Genomic DNA, 17358 nt, shown 5'->3' with positions numbered 1-17358 from the left:
CGCAGAGAATGGGGTAGGATATGTCAGAAGACGTTGACTTCGAAGGGTTGCTGTCGCTCTGCAAGCAGCAATTGGACATGCCGGGGCGCCGGATCGTCGCAATCGTCGGTGCACCGGGGTCGGGCAAGTCGACTCTGGTCGAAAAGCTGGCCGAATCACTGGGGGATATTGCTGCGATCCTTCCGATGGACGGGTTTCATTACGATGACGGGCTGCTGCACCAGATGGGACGCAGGCCGTGGAAAGGCGCGCCGGACACTTATGATGTGGGTGGGCTGCGAAGCGCGCTGATCCGTCTGCGCGATCCCGGCGAAGGCGCGGTTGCGGTGCCGGTATTCGACCGCGACCTGGAAATCTCTCGTGGCAGCGCGCGGATCATCCCATCCGAGGCACGGATAATCCTGGTCGAGGGCAACTATCTGCTTCTGAACGACGCGCCGTGGCCCAGCCTGCGACCGCTTTTCGACGTGACCGTGCGCATTGAGGTGCCAGAGGATGAATTGCGCCGTCGCCTGACCAAGCGCTGGGTTGACTATGGCCTGACCGAGGCGGAAATCGCCTTCAAGCTGGATGAGAACGACCTGCCGAACGGGCGCATGGCCGTGAATAACAGCATCTCTCCTGATTATCTTCTGCATCCTTCCTAGGTGCTTCGGATGGTTATTTGAATTCGAAATAGTGAATATTCATATTTTTCTTGCCTGAAATATCAGGCGGTGGCACGGTTGAGTCCGGGAATCGCAGCAACACGCTACGAAAGGAACAATCATGCGACTGACGGGGAAATTCATTCTGCCGGCCATGCTGGCACTGGCCTTCGGGGCGGGTGCCGGCGCGCAAGAGGTGACGTTGCGGCTGTCGAACTGGCTGCCGCCTTCGCATCCGGTGGTCAAGGACATCATGGTCCCTTGGGCCGAACAGGTGTCCGAAGCGACCGAGGGGCGGGTCGCTGTCCAGATCCTTGACGCGCCGCTGGGGCCACCGCCCGCGCATTTCGATCTGGTTGCCAGCGGTGCCGCCGATCTGGGCTTTTCAGCGCACAGCTATACACCCGGGCGGTTCACCCTGACCGAAATCGCAGAACTGCCCTTCCTGACCCCCAGTTCCGAGGCGAATTCGGTCGCGCTGTGGAATGTCTGGTCGAACATGCTGGCCGACAAAGGCGAACATGCCGGGGTCAAGGTGTTGGGCCTGTTTGGCCACGGTCCGGGGCATCTGTTCACTACCGAACGCCCTGTCTCTCCGCTGGACGGCCTGCAAGGCGCGAAAATCCGGGTTGCGGGCGCCGTGACCGATCAGCTGGTGCAGGGGCTGGGCATGGTGTCTGTTCAGGCACCGTCGTCCGAAAGCTATGAACTGCTGTCGAACGGCGTGGCCGACGGGATCGTCTTTCCCTACGAATCCGTGCCTTTCTTCAAGCTGGACGGGCTGGTCAAACACGGCCTGCGCGTGCCGGGGGGGATGTATAACGTATCCTTCTTCTTCGTGATGAATCAGGCGCGGTTCGACAGTCTGTCCGACGCGGATCGGGCGGCCATCGAACAGGTCTCGGGTCAGGCGCTGGCGCGGATGGCAGGCAGGGCCTGGGACGCGGCCGATGCCGCCGGGCTGGCCGCGCTGGAGGGCAAGGTCGCCTTCCACGACGCGACCGAGGAGGAGATCGCGACCTTCAAGGCCGACGCCGACGCGATCTATGACCGCGTGCGGCAGAACTATGCCGCGAAGGGCGTCGATTTCGATGCGGCGCTGGCAATGTTTCAGGAAGAACTGGCGAAGGCGCAGCCATGAAGATCGCCGACCTGCGCCAGCGGGTCGGCACAGCCACGGCGATCATTCTGGGGGTGATGCTGCTGGCGCTGACCTGCATCACCGTGATGGACGTGACCGGACGCTATCTGCTGAACGCGCCGTTGCCGGGTGGGGCTGAGCTGACAGAATTGCTGGTCATGGCGGTCATTTTCGCCGGTCTGCCAGCGCTTAGCTTGGACGACGGCCATGTCACAGCCGATCTGCTGTCACATCAGCTTGGCCCCACGGGCCGCGCGGTGCAACTGTTCGCGGCGCGGGCCTGCGCGGTCGTGGCACTGGTGCTGATCGCCAAGCAGATGTGGGAACACGGGGCGCGGTTGACGGGCTATGGCCAAACGACGGTCTATCTGCACATCCCGGTCGGGCCGGTCGTGCAGGCCGCGTCCGTGGTCTGCGCGGTATCGGCGGTCATCGTGGCGGCACTTGCGGTGACACGCGCACCGCAGGGCGGTTAGGGGCGCGCTATGGACTGGCCCATCGGAACCGCGATCCTGTTCGCGCTGCTGTTTTCCGGCATCCCCATCGGCTATTGCCTGACGCTGATTGGCTTTGGTGGTGTGGCCAGCATCATCGGCATCGACCCCGCGCTTGCGATGATCGGGCAGGTCTATTCCGATGCGGGGCGCAGCTATACCCTGTCGGTGGTGCCGTTGTTCCTGCTGATGGGCAACATGATCGTGCAATCGGGCATCGCCGACGAAATCTATGACGCCGCCAATGCCTGGTTGCGGCACCGCAAGGGTGGGTTGGCAATGGCGACCATCGTCGCCTGCGGCGGCTTCGGTTCCGTCTGCGGATCGTCGCTGGCGACGGCGGCGACGATGGGCCGTATCGCGCTGCCGGCGATGCGGAGGCACGGTTATTCCGACAGCTTGGCAACGGGGGCGATTGCGGCGGGCGGCACGTTGGGGATCATCATCCCGCCCTCGGTCATCCTTGTCATCTATGGGATCCTCACGCAGCAGGATATCGGCAAGCTGTTTTTGGCCGGGATTATACCGGGCCTGCTTGGGGTCATCGGCTATATGCTGGCGGTGCGGCTGTCGCTGGTCATGCGCCCCGAAAAGATCGCCGATCTGCCCCGCCTGTCACTGGCCGAGCGCCTTGCCGCGACCAAAGGCGTGGCGCCCGCGCTGCTGCTGTTCGCCTTTGTGCTGGGCGGCATCTATCTGGGCGTCTTCACCGCGACCGAGGCCGCCGGCATGGGTGCCGGTGCCGCGATCCTTCTGACCGCGCTGCGCGGCAAGCTGACATGGCGGCCCACGTTGAACACCCTGTTCGAGACGGGCAAGACCACGGCCGTCATGTTCTTCGTGCTGTTCGGGGCGTTGTATTTCCTGAACTACGTCAACCTGTCCGGGCTTTCGACGGATATTCGCAACTGGGTGCTGGCGCTGGATATGCCGCCACTCGGCGTCATTCTGATGATCATGCTGATGCTGCTGGTGCTGGGCAGCCTGCTGGAAAGCCTGTCCATGGTCATGCTGGTCACGCCGATCCTGTTTCCAATCGTCACCGCGCTCGGGTTCGATCCGATCTGGTTCGGGGTGTTTCTTGTCGTGGCGACCGAACTCAGCTACATCACGCCGCCGATGGGGATGAACGTCTTCGTGCTGCGGGTTGTGGCGCGCGATGTGCCCATCGGACAGATTTTCCGGGGCGTGGTTCCGTTTGTCATTCTGGATCTTTTGCGGCTGATCTTGCTGATCCTGTTCCCGATCCTGGCCTTGGCGATCCCGCGGTCTATGTAAGTGGGGACGTGGATGAGCGACGAGGCCAATGGCGGGTTTCTGGACAGCTACACGCTGTTTCTGATGGCGATGGCAAGCGCGAATGTCAGCGCAGGGTTCCACCGGATCGCAGCCGAACAGGGGCTGTCAGTGCCGGAATGGCGGGTGCTGGCCTGCCTGCATGACCGGGGCGCGGCATCCGTGACCGAACTGGCGCGTCTGTCACTGATGGAACAGTCGCGGCTGACCCACATGATCGGGCGGATGCAGACGCGCGGGCTGGTTGACCGGCAGCGCAGCGCCCATAACCGCCGCAGTGTCGAGGTGACGCTGACGCCCGAAGGTGCCGCGCTTGCTGCCGATATGGTCGCGCAGGCGAAGGCGCATGAAAAGACGGCGGTGCTGGACCGGCTTGGACCTGCGGATACGACGCAGTTTCACGACCTGCTCCGCAAGCTTATGACCGATCCGTCGCAATAACCTACCAAAGCGCGCCGATTGCGTCGGCGCATGAAACCACCTGCTGCGCGGCATCGGGCGGAAGTTCCTGCAAGGCGACGACCGAGACGGCGGCCTCGATCCCTTCGGCGGGGACGGGGGCGGCGATGCCGACCGCGCCCGGCTGAAGCTCTCCGCGCGTCAGGGCATAGCCTTGTTCGCGCGCCTGCTGGACGCCCGGCGGCTCGTCGTCACTGGGGGGGCGGCCTGACAGTATGGCAAGACCCGGTGCTCCGCGTGTCAGCGGGTGGCGGACGCCAAGGCGGTAAGTGACACGCAAGAAGCCGTCGCCGCCTTCATGGACAAGCGCCACGACCGCATTCGCGCCATCGGCCAACACAAGGCAGGATGTCGTCCGTGTCACCGCTGACAACGTCGCCAGCAAAGGTGCCGCCGCTGCCAGCCGCTGCTTTTCCACACGCGACGCCAAGGGAATCAGTCCTGTGCCCAGCACCGCGCGCCCATCCGGCAGGCGACGAACAAGGCTGTGCGCTTCCAGCGTGGACAGCAGGCGATAGGCGATGGCCTTGTGCACCTCGAGCCGCTCTGCCAGCTCGGCAGGCTTCAGCCCGGCGGGCGCCTCGGCCAGCAAAGACAGGGCCGCAAGCCCCCGATCCAACGTTTGAAGTGTCGTTGCAACCATGACCATATTCCAATTCGTTGACAGGGATCCGAACGATGCGTTACAGTATGAGTAACAGATAGTGCACTATTCGACAATATGGTGGGGAGGCCAAGTTGAACGCACCAGCGAAAGGCAAGTCTTGCCCATTTTCCGCGCAGGCACGCAGCTTCGATCCGTTCGGCCCCGCCTATCAGCAAGACCCGTCCGAGGCGCTGCGCTTTTCCCGCGACTCCGAGCCTGTCTTTTACAGTGAGGCGATGGGGTATTGGGTTGTCAGCCGCTACGATGACATCAAGGCGGTGTTTCGCGACAATATCACCTTCTCGCCCGCCAATGCGCTGGAAAAGATCACCCCCGCCACGCCCGAAGCGATGGATGTGCTGAAGCGCGAAGGTTACGGCATGAACCGGACGCTGGTGAACGAGGATGAGCCGGTCCACATGGCCCGCCGCCGCGCGCTGCTGGATGCCTTCGCGCCCGAGGCGCTGGCGGAACACGCGCCGATGGTCCGCCGGCTGGTCCGCGAAAAGATGGACGCGATCATCGACCGTGGGCAGTCCGATCTGGTCGAGGACATGCTGTGGGACGTGCCCTTCACGGTCGCGATGCAGTTTCTTGGCGTGCCGGTTGACGACATCGACCGGCTGCGCAGCTTCTCGGTCGCGCATACGGTCAACACATGGGGGCGCCCGACGCCCGAACAGCAGGTCGCCGTGGCCGAGGGCGTGGCGAAGTTCTGGAATTATTGCGGCGAAGTTCTGGCCCGCATGTCCGCGCAGGTCGATGCGGGCGAGGATGTGCAGGGCTGGATGTATGACATGATCCGGCAGAACCGCGTCATGCCGGACATCGTGACCGACAATTACCTGCATTCGATGATGATGGCGATCATCGTGGCGGCGCATGAAACGACGGCGTTGGCTTCTGCGAATGCGCTGCGTCAATTGCTGACACATCGCCACCAGTGGCAGGCGATCTGCGACGACCCCGCCCTGATCCCCGCAGCGGTCGAGGAATGCCTGCGTCATTCCGGGTCCATGGTCGCATGGCGGCGGATCACAACGAAAGACGCCGAAGTCGGCGGCGTGACGATCCCGAAAGGTGGGCGCATCCTGATGGTGATGGCATCCGGCAATCACGATCCGCGGCATTTCGAAAACCCCGATCAACTGGATATCTGGCGCGACAACTCGGCCGATCACCTGACATTCGGCTATGGCGCGCATCAGTGCATGGGCAAGAATATCGGCCGCATGGAAATGGCGATCATTATCGAGGAGATCAGCCGCCGTATCCCGCATATCGAGCTGGCCGATCAGGACTTCACCTATCTGCCGAATATCTCGCTACGCGGACCAGAGGCGCTGCATGTCCGCTGGGATGTGACGCAGAACCCGGAACGGCGCGACCCCACGCTGCGCGATCAGCGCCGCGATTTTCCCGTCGGCGCGCCGGATCGCAAGGCAATCGTGCGGCAGTTGACCGTCGCGGACGCTACGCCGCTGGCGGATGGTGTGCTGGGGATCACGTTGCAAGACCCCTCGGGCGCGCCGCTGCCGTCATTCTCGGCTGGTGCGCATATCGACATCGTGCTGCCGGAGGGCGGCAGCCGGAACTACTCGCTTTGCGGGCCGGTGGATTCGGGCGACTGGCGCATTGCCGTCCTGCGCGACGAAGCCGGGCGGGGTGGATCAAAATGGATGCACGACCATGCAAAGCCCGGCGCGGCGCTGCGCGTGCGCGGCCCGCACAACCATTTCAGGCTGGATGAGGACGCGGCCCATCACATCCTGATCGCGGGCGGCATCGGGATCACCCCGATCCTTGCCATGGCCGACCGGCTGCGCGCGCTTGGGCGGGATTTCGACTTCCATTATGCGGGCGCTACGCGCGCTGGCATGGCATATCTGGACCGCGCAACCGACGATCATGCGGCCAGCCTGCATGTCAGCGGCGAAGGGACGCGCGCCGATCTTGCGGCGCTTGTGGATGCTGCACCGTCTGGCAGCTTCATCGCGGCCTGCGGCCCGTCGCGTCTGCTGGAAGCGCTGGATGAACTGGTCGCCAAACGCCCGGATCTGACGCTGCGCTTCGAACATTTCTCGACCGATGAATCTGCTGGCGATCTGGCGTCGGGACAGCCGTTCAGCGTCGAATGCGCTGACAGCGATCTGGTGCTGGACGTTCCGGAAGATCGCAGTCTGCTGCAGGTCTTGCGCGCGGCGGGGCTGGATGTGCCGTCCGACTGCGAAGAGGGCCTGTGCGGAAGCTGCGAAATCGGGGTGGAGCGGGGCGAGGTCGAACATCGCGACCGGGTCCTGACCGGGTCCGAACGCGAAGCGGGCGACCGCATCATCACCTGCTGTTCACGCGGCAGGGGCAAGTTGAAACTGAAGATCTAGGAAGACCCAAGGGAGGACTACCAATGAAAAAAACGATCATCGCCAGCACGCTGGCACTTGCAGCGGCATCGCCCGCGCTGGCGGAAACGAAGCTGAGCCTCAGCCACTATCTGCCCGCCGTTCACGGCATCCACACCGACTTTATCGAGCCGTGGACGAAGCAGGTCACCGAATGCACCGGCGGCGAGGTCACGTTCGAGATATTCCCCGGCGGCACGCAAAAGGGCAATGTCGCCAAGCAGCAGGAACAGGTTCTGGCGGGCGTCGTGGACATCGCGCATGGCCTGTCAGGCATCCCGCGCGGGCGCTTCAACCGCACCTCGCTGGTGGAAATGCCCTTCCTGACCCGCGATGCGGGGGCGGCGACCCATGCGCTGTGGTCGCTGTATAACGAAGGCGATCTGGGCGACGAATATAACGGCCTGAAGGTGCTGGCGCTGCACGCCCATAATGGCGGGCTTCTGCACACGAACGGCAAGCATGTCGAAACGATGGAGGACATGAAGGGTCTGCGCATCCGCACGCCATCCCCGCCGGTTTCCGAAATGCTGACCTTCCTTGGCGCGACGCCGCAGGGCCTGCCGCCGGGCGAGGTCTACGAAAACATCCAGCGCAAGGTGATCGACGGCACCGTCTTCCCATGGGATCCGGTCAAAAGCTTCGGTCTGAACGAGGTGCTGACGGATCACCTCGATATGGGCGCATACACGGTGTCTTTCTTCTTCGTGATGAATCAGAAGAAGTATGACAGCCTGCCGGAAAACGTGCGGACCTGTATCGATCAGGCCTCGGGCGATGCGCTGGTGCCGAAATTCGGGGACTGGTGGGACAAGTGGGACGCCGCTGGCCGGGAAGAAGCCGAAGCCGCGGGCCACACCATCACCGTCCTGTCAGACGAGGAACGCGACCGCTGGCGCGAGGCGCTGAAGCCGATGATCGACAAATATATCGAGACGATGAAGTCCGAAGGGGTCGAGGACGCGGACGCGCTGTATCAGAAGTTCCAGGATAAGGTGGCAGAGTTCGAGGCGAGCGCACCTGCGGCACCCGCTGCGGCTGAACCGGCTGCGGCCTCTGCGGAACCGGCGGCAGAGCCCGCCGCCCAACCGGCCAACTAAGCGTGATGGGGCGCGGCACTGCCCGCGCCCCGCGATCCGCGACAAATTCCGAAGGACAGGATATGGCTTCGTTTCTGCGCCGCGTTGACGGCCTGATAGAGTTTTTGGCCGCAATCGGCGTACTTGCCTATTGCGCCGCCGCCCTTGTCAGTGTGGCAGATGTAATTGGCAGGCGGATCGGCACCCCCGTGCCGGGTGTCGTCGATCTGGTGCAGCTTTTCATCATGGCCGGAGCGTGGCTTTCGATCCCCTGGGGGTTCTCGGTCGCGGCGCATGTCGGCGTCGATTTCCTGCTGGAACGTATCCCTGAGGGGCTGGCGCGTCTGCTGCGGATCATCGCTGCAATCGCGGCGATTGTCCTGATGGTGCTGATCTTCGTTGAATGCATTCCGACCTATCGGATGCAGGTCATGCTGGGCGACAAGTCGCAGCAGCTTGGCATTCCCATCGCGTTCTATTGGCTGCCGCTGCTTCTTGGCGTCGCTGCATCCGTTCTGGCGCTGATCCCCGTTCTGTTGCGGCTGCTACTGAACCTGCCGCAAACCCGCACTGCCGCGCATTGAGGTCGCCATGTCCATGCCCTTCATCGGCCTGACCGGCTTTATCCTGACCCTTGTCCTGATTGCCCTTGGCTTTCCGGTCGCGATTTCCATGGCGGTCATTGGAGTTGCCGGTATCGCGATCAGCGGCGGTCTGGATCAGGCAGCCTATGTGCTGTCGACCGCACCGTTCGAATCGATCTTTCCCTACAGTTTCAGCGTTATTCCGCTGTTCGTGTTGATGGGCGTTTTTGCAGCCCATGCCGGGCTGTCGCGGTCGCTGTTCGATGTCATCAATGCGTTTGTCGGACAGTGGCGCGGCGGGCTGGCGGTATCGACCGTTGGCGCATCCGCCGTGTTTGGCGCGATCTGCGGGTCGTCGCTGGCGACCGTGGCCACCATTGGGCGCGTCGCCATGCCGGAAATGCGGCGATATAACTATGATGACAGCCTTGCCGCCGCCTCGGTCGCGGCGGGGGGGACGCTGGGGGTGCTGATCCCGCCATCCATCATTCTGGTGATCTTCGGGCTGTTGACCCAGACGCCCATCGGCGCGCTGTTCATGGGCGCGATCATTCCGGGCATCCTTGGCACCGTGCTGTATGCGCTGGCGGTGATCGTGCGCACACGCCGCAACCCGGCGCTGGGTCCTGCGGGCGAGCGCGTGGATTGGGGCCGCAGGGTAGCACTTCTTGGCCGCGTCTGGCCGGTTGTTCTGCTGTTCGGGCTGGTCATCGGCGGGATGCAGCTTGGCTGGTTTTCCCCGACCGAGGCCGCAGCCGTGGGCGCTGTTGGTGCCTTCCTGCTGGCGCTTGTCATGGGTGGGCTGAGCGGGCCAGTCTTGCGAGAGATCATTCGCGAAACCGCTGCCCTGACCGGCATGATCTTCCTGATCCTGATTGGTGCCGCCTTCTTCAACTTCTTTCTGGAAACCACCGGCCTGCCGATGATGCTGGCCGATGCCATCGGCGCATCGGGTCTGCATCCCACGCTGGTGATGGTGCTGATCCTGATCTTCTACATCATCCTTGGTTGCTTCATGGATTCGATGTCGATGATCCTGCTGACGGTGCCGCTGCTGGCCCCGGTCGCGCTGGCGCTGAACTTCGACATGGTGTGGTTCGGGGTGCTGGTCGTGACCGTTGCCGAAATTGGGCTGATCACGCCGCCGGTCGGGATGAACCTGTTTGTCGTACAGGCCACTGCGCCGGGACTGAAGCAGGAAACGGTCATCCGCGGCATCCTGCCATTCATTCTCGCTGATGTACTGAGGATGGCGCTGCTGCTGATCTTCCCCTGGTTGGTCTGGTCGGGGCTATAGCGCGGCCAGCTCGGCCTGAATCGCCTGCGCTGCCTTGCGCGGATCGGCCGCCTGCCAGACCGGGCGGCCGACAACGATATGATCGGCCCCGGCGGCGATAGCGTCGGCAGGCGTTTCCACCCGCTTCTGGTCGCCAAGCGCGGCACCGGCGGGGCGCACGCCCGGCGTCACGATCAGCCGGCCCGCCGATTGGGGCAGGGCGCGGATCGCCGCCGCCTCTCGCGGGCTGGCAATTACGCCATCGGCCCCGGCTTCGAACGCGCGGGCGGCGCGTTCCACGGTGATGTCATGAATATCGCCCGGCACGATCATCGAGGCATCCAGATCTGCCCGGTCGAGCGACGTCAGCACGGTGACGCCCAGAATCTTCATCTCCGACCCCGCTGCCCCTTCCTTGGCCGCGCGGACGACCTGCGGGTCGCCGTGAACGGTCAGGAAATCCAGATCAAACTGGGCAAGGCCCCGTACCGCGGCCTCGACCGTGGCGCCGATATCGAAAAGCTTCATATCGAGGAATATTTTCTTGCCGTGCTCGTCCTTCAGTTCTTGCGCCAGCGCAAGACCGCCGCCGGTCAGCATCCCCAACCCGATCTTATAGAAGGAAACCGCATCGCCTATCCGACCGGCCAGTTCCAGTCCGGCGAGTGCATTGTTCACGTCGAGCGCCACGATCAGTCGGTCGTCCATCACCGTCTCCTCTCAGGGATTATCTTGATATTCTGGCGGTCGCTGTTCAATCTACGACCCGAAACCGATTAGCGGAGCCCGTTTTGGAAAGCCAGTTCATTACCGATTTTCTTGGCAGAAATGCGACATTCATCCTGATCGCGGTGGTGATCCTGCTAATGGTGATGATGGCGGTGCGTATCGTGCCGCAATCAGAAAAATACGTGGTCGAACGCTTTGGCCGTCTGCGTTCGGTTCTTGGGCCGGGGATCAACTTCATTTTCCCCTTCATCGACCGCGTCAGGCACAAGATCTCTATTCTGGAACGCCAGCTTCCGACCTCCAGCCAGGATGCGATAACCGCGGATAACGTTCTGGTGCAGGTCGAGACGAGCGTCTTTTACCGCATTCTGGAACCTGAAAAGACCGTCTACCGGATCCGCGACATTGACGGCGCAATCGCAACGACGGTTGCCGGGATCGTCAGGTCAGAGATCGGCCAGATGGAGCTGGATCAGGTCCAGTCGAACCGCGCGCAGCTTATTCAGCGCGTCAAGGAGTCGGTCGCGAATGCGGTAGATGACTGGGGCGTAGAGGTGACGCGGGCCGAGATCCTAGACGTCAATCTTGACGATGCGACCCGCGCGGCGATGCTGCAGCAGTTGAATGCCGAACGGGCGCGTCGCGCCCATGTGACCGAGGCCGAAGGAAAGCGTCGCGCGGTCGAGCTTGCTGCGGATGGCGAGCTTTACGCTGCCGAGCAGCAGGCCAAGGCAAAGCGCATACTGGCCGAAGCGGAAGCATTCGCCACCACCGCTATTGCCGAGGCCATCGCGAAGGGCGGGCTGGAAGCCGCGCAGTATCAGGTCGCCATGAAGCAGGTCGATGCGCTGACGACGATCGGGCAGGGCGACGGGAAGCAGACTGTGCTTCTGCCGGCCAGCCTGACCGACGCGCTTGGCGATGCCTTCAAGATGCTGCGCGGGGCTTCGCGCTGATGTGGCTGAGCGGGTGGACATGGCTGATCGTCGGTCTGGTGCTGTCGGTGTTGGAACTGCTGGTGCCGGGATATATCTTCCTGGGTATCGCAATATCGTCCGCGCTTGTTGGACTTGCGCTGTTAAGCGGGTTATTCGCCCCCAGCCTGCCGGTCTTGCTGATTGTCATCGCTGCGCTGTCCGGCATTATCTGGCTTATCCTGCGCCGCGTCGTGGGCGTGCGTCAGGGTCAGGTCCGCATCTGGGACCGCGACATCAACGATGACTGACGAGACGCCCTGCGAGGTGTGCCAATGCCGTTGATGATCGGACTTCTGCTGATCGCCGCGCTGCTGGTCTGGCAGCTTTGGGGGCGTGACCGGACACAGGCGGAGCTGTCAAACCGGCTGGACCCGTTCTGGTATCGGATATTTCGCCGCAAGAAGTGCCGCTGGCACGTCATAGACGACCGCCGAACCCTGAAGGAGTTCCGCTGCGAGACCTGCGGGGTTACCGCGTATAGTCGATCTGATCGCGGCCCCGTTGAATGCAAGCGCCAACTGCGCAGCACCTTGTAAGCGGGAAAACCTTGCGGAACTGCTTGCAGCGCCCGGCCCTCCTTCCCATCTATTCAGACGAGACCCGGACCACGCCGTGCCATTGCGGGCGGCGTAAAAACCGGGGGCTGAGAAGGAGAAGTCCATGGACATGGAAAAATTCACCGAGCGTTCGCGCGGATTCATGCAGGCCGCGCAAACCATAGCGATCCGCGAGGAAAATCAGCGTGTCGTGCCGGAACACCTGCTGAAGGCCCTGATGGATGACGATCAGGGGTTCGCAAGCAATCTTATCTTGAAATCGGGTGGCGATGCGAAGGCCGTCCGCCAGGCCGCAGATCAGGCGGTGGCGAAACTTCCCAAAGTGAAGGGCGGCGATGGTCAGGTCTATGTCGATCCGTCGCTCGTGCGCGTGCTGGACGAGGCGCAGAAGGTCGCCCAGAAGGCCGGCGACAGCTTTGTTCCTGCCGAACGCCTGCTGACCGCACTTGCCATCGTGAACACGAATGCCCGCGATTCGCTGCAGGCCGGTGGCGTGAACGCGCAATCGCTGAACAGCGCCATCAACGACATTCGAAAGGGTCGCACCGCCGACAGCGCGAGTGCAGAGGACAGCTATGAAGCGCTGGCGAAATACGCCCGCAACCTGACCGAAGCGGCCGAGGAAGGGAAAATCGACCCGATCATCGGACGGGATGAGGAAATCCGCCGCGCCATGCAGGTTCTGTCGCGCCGCACCAAGAACAACCCCGTTTTGATCGGTGAGCCAGGCGTGGGTAAAACCGCAATTGCCGAGGGCCTTGCCCTGCGCATCGTCAACGGCGACGTGCCGGAAAGCCTGCGCAACAAGCAGCTTTGGGCGCTCGATATGGGCGCGCTGATCGCGGGCGCGAAATATCGCGGCGAGTTCGAGGAGCGGCTGAAGGCGGTCCTGAAAGAAATCGAAAACGCGGCCGGCGAGGTCATCCTGTTCATCGACGAGCTGCACACGCTGGTTGGTGCCGGCAAGACCGATGGCGCGATGGATGCGGCGAACCTTATCAAGCCTGCGCTTGCGCGCGGAGAGTTGCATTGCGTCGGCGCAACGACGCTGGACGAATACCGCAAATATATCGAGAAGGATGCGGCCCTTGCCCGCCGTTTCCAGCCCGTGATGGTCGAGGAGCCGACGGTCGAGGACACGATCAGCATCCTGCGCGGCATCAAGGAGAAGTACGAGCTTCACCATGGCGTCCGCATTTCCGATGCCGCACTCGTTGCAGCCGCTGAACTGTCGAACCGGTATATCACCGACCGCTTCCTGCCCGACAAGGCGATCGACCTTGTTGATGAGGCCGCCAGCCGCCTGCGGATGGAGGTGGATTCAAAGCCCGAAGAACTCGACGCGCTTGATCGCCAGATCCTGCAGATGCAGATCGAGGCCGAGGCGCTGAAGAAGGAAGACGACGCGGCCAGCAAGGACCGGCTGGAACGGCTGGAGAAAGAGTTGGGTGACCTGACCGACCGCGCCAAGGCGATGACCGCACGCTGGCAGGCCGAACGCGACAAGTTGGAAGGCGCGCGGGGACTGAAAGAACAGCTCGACCGTGCGCGGGCGGAACTGGATCAGGCCAAGCGCGAAGGCAACCTCGCCCGCGCGGGCGAGCTGTCTTATGGCATCATTCCGGGTCTGGAGAAGCAGCTTTCCGAGGCGGAGGACAGCGAAAGCGACGGCGTCATGGTTGAAGAGGCCGTGCGTCCCGAACAGATCGCCGAGGTCGTCGAACGCTGGACCGGTATCCCGACCAGCAAGATGCTGGAAGGCGAGCGCGAGAAACTGATGCAGATGGAACAGATCCTTGGCCAGCGGGTGATCGGACAGGGCGAGGCCGTGACCGCCATTGCGCGTTCGGTTCGCCGCGCCCGCGCGGGCCTGAGTGACGAGAACAGGCCGCTCGGCAGCTTCCTGTTCCTTGGCCCGACCGGTGTCGGCAAGACTGAGCTGACCAAGGCCATGGCCGAATACATGTTCGACGACGAGAATGCGATGATCCGCATCGACATGTCGGAATACATGGAAAAGCATTCGGTCGCCCGCCTGATCGGCGCGCCTCCGGGTTATGTCGGCTATGACGAAGGCGGGGCGCTGACCGAAGCCGTGCGGCGCCGGCCGTATTCGGTGATCCTGTTCGATGAGGTCGAGAAGGCGCATCCCGATGTGTTCAACGTGCTTTTGCAGGTGCTGGATGACGGACGGCTGACGGACAGTCAGGGCCGCAAGGTCGATTTCAAGAACACGCTGATCGTGCTGACCTCGAACCTCGGGTCGCAGGCGCTGTCGCATCTGCCGGACGACGCCGATTCGACGCAGGCCCGGCAGGATGTGATGGAAGCGGTACGGGCGCATTTCCGCCCCGAATTCCTGAACCGTCTGGACGAAATGATCATCTTCCGCCGCCTGACGCGGGAAAATATGGACGGTATCGTCAAGATCCAGCTTTGGCTGCTGGAGCAGCGCCTTGCGCAACGCAAGATCACGTTGGATCTGGATGACAAGGCGATGAGCTGGCTTGCCAATGAAGGCTATGACCCTGTCTATGGCGCACGCCCCCTGAAGCGGGTTATCCAACGCGCCTTGCAGGACCCGCTGGCCGAAATGCTGCTTTCGGGCGAGGTGCTGGATGGCCAGACCGTGGAAGTCAGTGCCAATGAAGACGGCTTGCTGGTTGGCAACCATGTCGGCCGTGCAGGCAACAAGCTGGGCGCTGTGGGTGAGGGGCCGAAAGAGGCCACTATCCACTGACCTTAGCTTGAACGGTCAGCACCCCCGCCGCGACCGGCGGGGGTGTTTCGTGTTGGATGTCGCGCCTACCGAATCGTCCAGGTGGTGCCACCATCGAATATCACCTTGTCGCCATCGAGGCTGACGCCCTGGCATTCCGACGGAAAGTCCTGACTCGCCGTCCTGACGGCACGGCAGAACTTGTCGCGGCCCCACACCCATTTCGAAGCGGTGATCGGCTCTCCGTTGAGTGTGCCTGTGATCTGACCGCCAGCGTTTGCCGTTATCTCGTTCTCGCCGAGCATCAGCGTCCGGCCGACGACGGCGTCCCGGAACTGCTGCTCGTTGACGATCATTATCGGCTCGGCGGCGACACCATGAGCCATGAGGCCGGAAACCACGCAGACGATGGCAACTGTCATTCTTTGCATTGAAGTATCCCCATTTGTCTGGCGGAGCAGTTTGACAATCGCGGAACCAGACCCTCGCCCTACCGATTCCGTTGTTATCAAAGGATATTTTACACGTTCCTGCTGCTGGATACCCCATGCGGTTTGATGGGGCGCCCTTTTGGCGGCGTTTGTGCGGAGGTCAGCAAACCTGCTTGCCGGTTCCTGCGTCAGGATGGCGCAAACGCTTTTGTGACAACTCTTTTCTTGGTGGCCACCCGCCTTCTCGGGCATGATGATCCTAGCTGGCTTGCAGGAGAGCGCGATGAAACTAGGCTGGGCAGACGTCACCCCCGAAAGCGTTTGGCTGAACAGACGCGCCTTCATTGCCGGTGCGGCGGTTGTGACGGCCAGCCCCGCACTCGCTCTCAGTGGAAAGCAGTCGGCCTTTTCGACAGATGAGAAGCCGAACAGCTTTGAGGAAATCACCAACTACAATAATTTCTACGAGTTCGGCTTTGGCAAGGAAGACCCGGCGCGCCATGCCGGTGCGCTGACCACCGATCCGTGGTCTGTCGAAATTGGCGGTATGGTCGATAGGCCCGGCAGTTATGGTGTCGAGGACCTTGCGCCCGAATCCGCGCTGGAGGAACGGATCTACCGGCTTCGCTGTGTCGAGGCGTGGTCGATGATCATTCCCTGGCTGGGGGTGCCGCTGGCCAGCGTGCTGAACAAGGCGGGCGTACAGCCGGGCGCGAAGTTTGTCGCGTTCGAAACCCTGCTGCGCCCGTCCGAAATGCGCGCGCAGGCTGGTGGCGGCATCGACTGGCCGTATCGTGAGGGCTTGCGGTTGGACGAGGCAATGCATCCGCTGACGATTCTGGCAACCGGGCTTTACGACAAGCCGATGCCGAACCAGAACGGTGCGCCGATACGGCTGGTTGTGCCATGGAAGTACGGCTTCAAGTCAATCAAGTCGGTGGTCAAGATCACACTGACCGACAGCCAGCCGCGCACCAGCTGGCAGTCGCTTCAACCCAGCGAATACGGCTTTTATGCCAATGTGAACCCAGAGGTCGACCACCCCCGCTGGAGCCAGGCGAGTGAGCGTCGCATCGGCGCGGGCCTGCTGGGCGGTCGACAGGAAACGCTGATGTTCAACGGGTATGGCGATCAGGTGGCAAGCCTTTACGCCGGCATGGACCTGACACAGAACTATTGATGCAGCCTGTAAATGCCTTTCTGCGCCGCGTTCCGGAATGGGCCGTCTGGGTGGCCGGCGCGCTGCCGCTGGCGCTGTTGGTCTTCGATACCTTCAACGGTGGGCTTGGTGTAGATCCTGTCCGCGATATCGAACACCGCCTTGGCCGCACGGCACTGTATTTCCTGATCGCGACTCTTGCTGCTACCCCGATCCGCAAACTGCTGCGCATCAACGCCACCCATCTTCGTCGCGCGATCGGCCTGTTGAGCTTCAGCTATGCCTGTCTGCACATTACGGCGTGGATGGTGTTTGATATGGGGCTGCTTTGGCCGCAGATGCTGAAGGACGTCATCAAGCGGCCCTACCTGATCTTCGGCATGGCGGCGTTTGTGATTCTTCTTTTGCTGGCACTGACATCGAACCGATTCTCGATTCGGCGACTGGGGATTCGCTGGCAGCAGATTCACAAACTGATCTATCCTGCAGCAGTTCTGGCCAGCCTGCACTGGCTCTGGGCGCTTAAGCTGTGGACCGGGTGGCCGCTGTTCTGCGCCGGGGCGATTCTTCTGCTGCTGTCGCTGCGCCTTCCCCGAGTGATGGGCGGGATCAAAAAATACATATAAACATCAGCCACTTACGATTTTCGTATTATTTCTTTTACGAATTGGGTTGCGCGTTTTGTTTGGTGGGCCTAGATAGCCGCTCACCGAGACGGCGACGCTGGTTCGGTTGGGGCTCTGAGGGGTCGCGGAAGAAAAAGTT

18 protein-coding genes are annotated in these 17358 nt (G+C 62.4%); 15 read left to right on the top strand and 3 right to left on the bottom strand.

Features of this window, described 5'->3' with window-relative positions:
- Positions 1 to 20 precede the first annotated feature (20 nt).
- From FQV27_RS13965 to FQV27_RS13945, 5 genes are all read left to right on the top strand, one after another.
- Positions 21 to 647 carry a nucleoside/nucleotide kinase family protein gene (locus FQV27_RS13965; RefSeq protein WP_147099629.1) on the top strand — a complete coding sequence of 209 codons (627 nt, stop codon included), beginning with the start codon at positions 21 to 23 and terminating at the stop codon, positions 645 to 647.
- Between the two features lie 121 nt (positions 648 to 768).
- The gene (locus FQV27_RS13960; protein ID WP_147099628.1) at positions 769 to 1788 is read left to right on the top strand and encodes a TRAP transporter substrate-binding protein; all 1020 of its coding nucleotides are present in this window, start codon (positions 769 to 771) and stop codon (positions 1786 to 1788) included.
- Positions 1785 to 2264, top strand: coding sequence for a TRAP transporter small permease (locus tag FQV27_RS13955; protein WP_147099627.1), 480 nt, complete (start codon positions 1785 to 1787; stop codon positions 2262 to 2264). Before FQV27_RS13960 ends, FQV27_RS13955 begins: the two co-directional genes overlap by 4 nt.
- Positions 2265 to 2273: 9 nt before the next feature.
- Positions 2274 to 3560 carry a TRAP transporter large permease gene (locus tag FQV27_RS13950; protein WP_147099625.1) on the top strand — a complete coding sequence of 429 codons (1287 nt, stop codon included), beginning with the start codon at positions 2274 to 2276 and terminating at the stop codon, positions 3558 to 3560.
- A 12-nt stretch (positions 3561 to 3572) separates the two neighbouring features.
- Positions 3573 to 4019, top strand: coding sequence for a MarR family winged helix-turn-helix transcriptional regulator (locus tag FQV27_RS13945; protein ID WP_147099623.1), 447 nt, complete (start codon positions 3573 to 3575; stop codon positions 4017 to 4019).
- Between the two features lies 1 nt (position 4020).
- Here FQV27_RS13945 and FQV27_RS13940 read toward each other — a convergent pair whose 3' ends face one another.
- On the bottom strand, positions 4021 to 4680 hold the full coding sequence (locus tag FQV27_RS13940) for a helix-turn-helix domain-containing protein (protein ID WP_147099621.1): 660 nt from the start codon (positions 4678 to 4680) through the stop codon (positions 4021 to 4023).
- Positions 4681 to 4775: 95 nt separating this feature from the next.
- On the opposite strand from FQV27_RS13940, the gene FQV27_RS13935 reads away from it, so the two are divergent.
- From FQV27_RS13935 to FQV27_RS13920, 4 genes are all read left to right on the top strand, one after another.
- Positions 4776 to 7064, top strand: coding sequence for a cytochrome P450/oxidoreductase (locus FQV27_RS13935; protein WP_147099619.1), 2289 nt, complete (start codon positions 4776 to 4778; stop codon positions 7062 to 7064).
- A 23-nt stretch (positions 7065 to 7087) separates the two neighbouring features.
- Entirely contained in the window at positions 7088 to 8182 is a 1095-nt protein-coding gene (locus FQV27_RS13930; protein WP_147099617.1) for a TRAP transporter substrate-binding protein, read from the top strand.
- Between the two features lie 62 nt (positions 8183 to 8244).
- The gene (locus FQV27_RS13925) at positions 8245 to 8745 is read left to right on the top strand and encodes a TRAP transporter small permease (RefSeq protein ID WP_147099614.1); all 501 of its coding nucleotides are present in this window, start codon (positions 8245 to 8247) and stop codon (positions 8743 to 8745) included.
- A 7-nt stretch (positions 8746 to 8752) separates the two neighbouring features.
- On the top strand, positions 8753 to 10042 hold the full coding sequence (locus tag FQV27_RS13920; RefSeq protein WP_147099612.1) for a TRAP transporter large permease: 1290 nt from the start codon (positions 8753 to 8755) through the stop codon (positions 10040 to 10042).
- On the opposite strand, the gene pyrF is transcribed toward FQV27_RS13920, so the two are convergent.
- Positions 10037 to 10729 carry an orotidine-5'-phosphate decarboxylase gene (gene pyrF, locus FQV27_RS13915; RefSeq protein ID WP_147099610.1) on the bottom strand — a complete coding sequence of 231 codons (693 nt, stop codon included), beginning with the start codon at positions 10727 to 10729 and terminating at the stop codon, positions 10037 to 10039. The genes FQV27_RS13920 and pyrF overlap by 6 nt on opposite strands.
- An 83-nt stretch (positions 10730 to 10812) precedes the next feature.
- Between pyrF and FQV27_RS13910 the strand changes: the two genes are divergently transcribed.
- From FQV27_RS13910 to clpB, 4 genes are all read left to right on the top strand, one after another.
- Positions 10813 to 11706 (top strand): SPFH domain-containing protein, encoded by an 894-nt coding sequence (locus FQV27_RS13910; RefSeq protein WP_246133111.1) that lies wholly within the window; start codon positions 10813 to 10815, stop codon positions 11704 to 11706.
- Entirely contained in the window at positions 11706 to 11975 is a 270-nt protein-coding gene (locus FQV27_RS13905) for a hypothetical protein (RefSeq protein ID WP_147099608.1), read from the top strand. The genes FQV27_RS13910 and FQV27_RS13905 overlap by 1 nt, the downstream gene beginning before the upstream one ends.
- Positions 11976 to 11999: 24 nt before the next feature.
- On the top strand, positions 12000 to 12263 hold the full coding sequence (locus tag FQV27_RS13900; RefSeq protein ID WP_147099606.1) for a hypothetical protein: 264 nt from the start codon (positions 12000 to 12002) through the stop codon (positions 12261 to 12263).
- Between the two features lie 124 nt (positions 12264 to 12387).
- Complete coding sequence (gene clpB / locus FQV27_RS13895; RefSeq protein ID WP_147099603.1) at positions 12388 to 15024, top strand: ATP-dependent chaperone ClpB; 2637 nt, start codon at positions 12388 to 12390, stop codon at positions 15022 to 15024.
- 65 nt (positions 15025 to 15089) lie between these two features.
- On the opposite strand, the gene FQV27_RS13890 is transcribed toward clpB, so the two are convergent.
- Positions 15090 to 15686, bottom strand: coding sequence for a hypothetical protein (locus FQV27_RS13890; protein ID WP_147099601.1), 597 nt, complete (start codon positions 15684 to 15686; stop codon positions 15090 to 15092).
- 31 nt (positions 15687 to 15717) lie between these two features.
- Between FQV27_RS13890 and msrP the strand changes: the two genes are divergently transcribed.
- Positions 15718 to 16614: a protein-methionine-sulfoxide reductase catalytic subunit MsrP gene (gene msrP, locus FQV27_RS13885; RefSeq protein ID WP_147099599.1), complete on the top strand. Its 897-nt coding sequence runs from the start codon at positions 15718 to 15720 to the stop codon at positions 16612 to 16614.
- Positions 16615 to 16664: 50 nt separating this feature from the next.
- Positions 16665 to 17219: a protein-methionine-sulfoxide reductase heme-binding subunit MsrQ gene (locus FQV27_RS13880; protein ID WP_246133110.1), complete on the top strand. Its 555-nt coding sequence runs from the start codon at positions 16665 to 16667 to the stop codon at positions 17217 to 17219.
- Positions 17220 to 17358 lie beyond the last annotated feature (139 nt).

It is taken from the genome of Paracoccus aurantiacus (assembly GCF_007993065.1).
In the GTDB taxonomy this organism is placed as follows: domain Bacteria; phylum Pseudomonadota; class Alphaproteobacteria; order Rhodobacterales; family Rhodobacteraceae; genus Paracoccus; species Paracoccus aurantiacus.
The sequence above is the reverse complement of the archived record's forward strand: the minus strand, read 5'-3'. Positions and strand labels throughout refer to the sequence as shown.

Excerpts from the sequence above, each read along its gene's own strand:
- FQV27_RS13965 (WP_147099629.1), top strand. The coding sequence starts at position 21 with ATGTCAGAAGACGTTGACTTCGAAGGGTTGCTGTCGCTCTGCAAGCAG.
- FQV27_RS13960 (WP_147099628.1), top strand. The coding sequence starts at position 769 with ATGCGACTGACGGGGAAATTCATTCTGCCGGCCATGCTGGCACTGGCC.
- FQV27_RS13955 (WP_147099627.1), top strand. The coding sequence starts at position 1,785 with ATGAAGATCGCCGACCTGCGCCAGCGGGTCGGCACAGCCACGGCGATC.
- FQV27_RS13950 (WP_147099625.1), top strand. The coding sequence starts at position 2,274 with ATGGACTGGCCCATCGGAACCGCGATCCTGTTCGCGCTGCTGTTTTCC.
- FQV27_RS13945 (WP_147099623.1), top strand. The coding sequence starts at position 3,573 with ATGAGCGACGAGGCCAATGGCGGGTTTCTGGACAGCTACACGCTGTTT.
- FQV27_RS13940 (WP_147099621.1), bottom strand. The coding sequence starts at position 4,680 with ATGGTTGCAACGACACTTCAAACGTTGGATCGGGGGCTTGCGGCCCTG.
- FQV27_RS13930 (WP_147099617.1), top strand. The coding sequence starts at position 7,088 with ATGAAAAAAACGATCATCGCCAGCACGCTGGCACTTGCAGCGGCATCG.
- FQV27_RS13925 (WP_147099614.1), top strand. The coding sequence starts at position 8,245 with ATGGCTTCGTTTCTGCGCCGCGTTGACGGCCTGATAGAGTTTTTGGCC.
- FQV27_RS13920 (WP_147099612.1), top strand. The coding sequence starts at position 8,753 with ATGTCCATGCCCTTCATCGGCCTGACCGGCTTTATCCTGACCCTTGTC.
- pyrF (WP_147099610.1), bottom strand. The coding sequence starts at position 10,729 with ATGGACGACCGACTGATCGTGGCGCTCGACGTGAACAATGCACTCGCC.
- FQV27_RS13905 (WP_147099608.1), top strand. The coding sequence starts at position 11,706 with ATGTGGCTGAGCGGGTGGACATGGCTGATCGTCGGTCTGGTGCTGTCG.
- FQV27_RS13900 (WP_147099606.1), top strand. The coding sequence starts at position 12,000 with ATGCCGTTGATGATCGGACTTCTGCTGATCGCCGCGCTGCTGGTCTGG.
- clpB (WP_147099603.1), top strand. The coding sequence starts at position 12,388 with ATGGACATGGAAAAATTCACCGAGCGTTCGCGCGGATTCATGCAGGCC.
- FQV27_RS13890 (WP_147099601.1), bottom strand. The coding sequence starts at position 15,686 with ATGCCCGAGAAGGCGGGTGGCCACCAAGAAAAGAGTTGTCACAAAAGC.
- msrP (WP_147099599.1), top strand. The coding sequence starts at position 15,718 with ATGAAACTAGGCTGGGCAGACGTCACCCCCGAAAGCGTTTGGCTGAAC.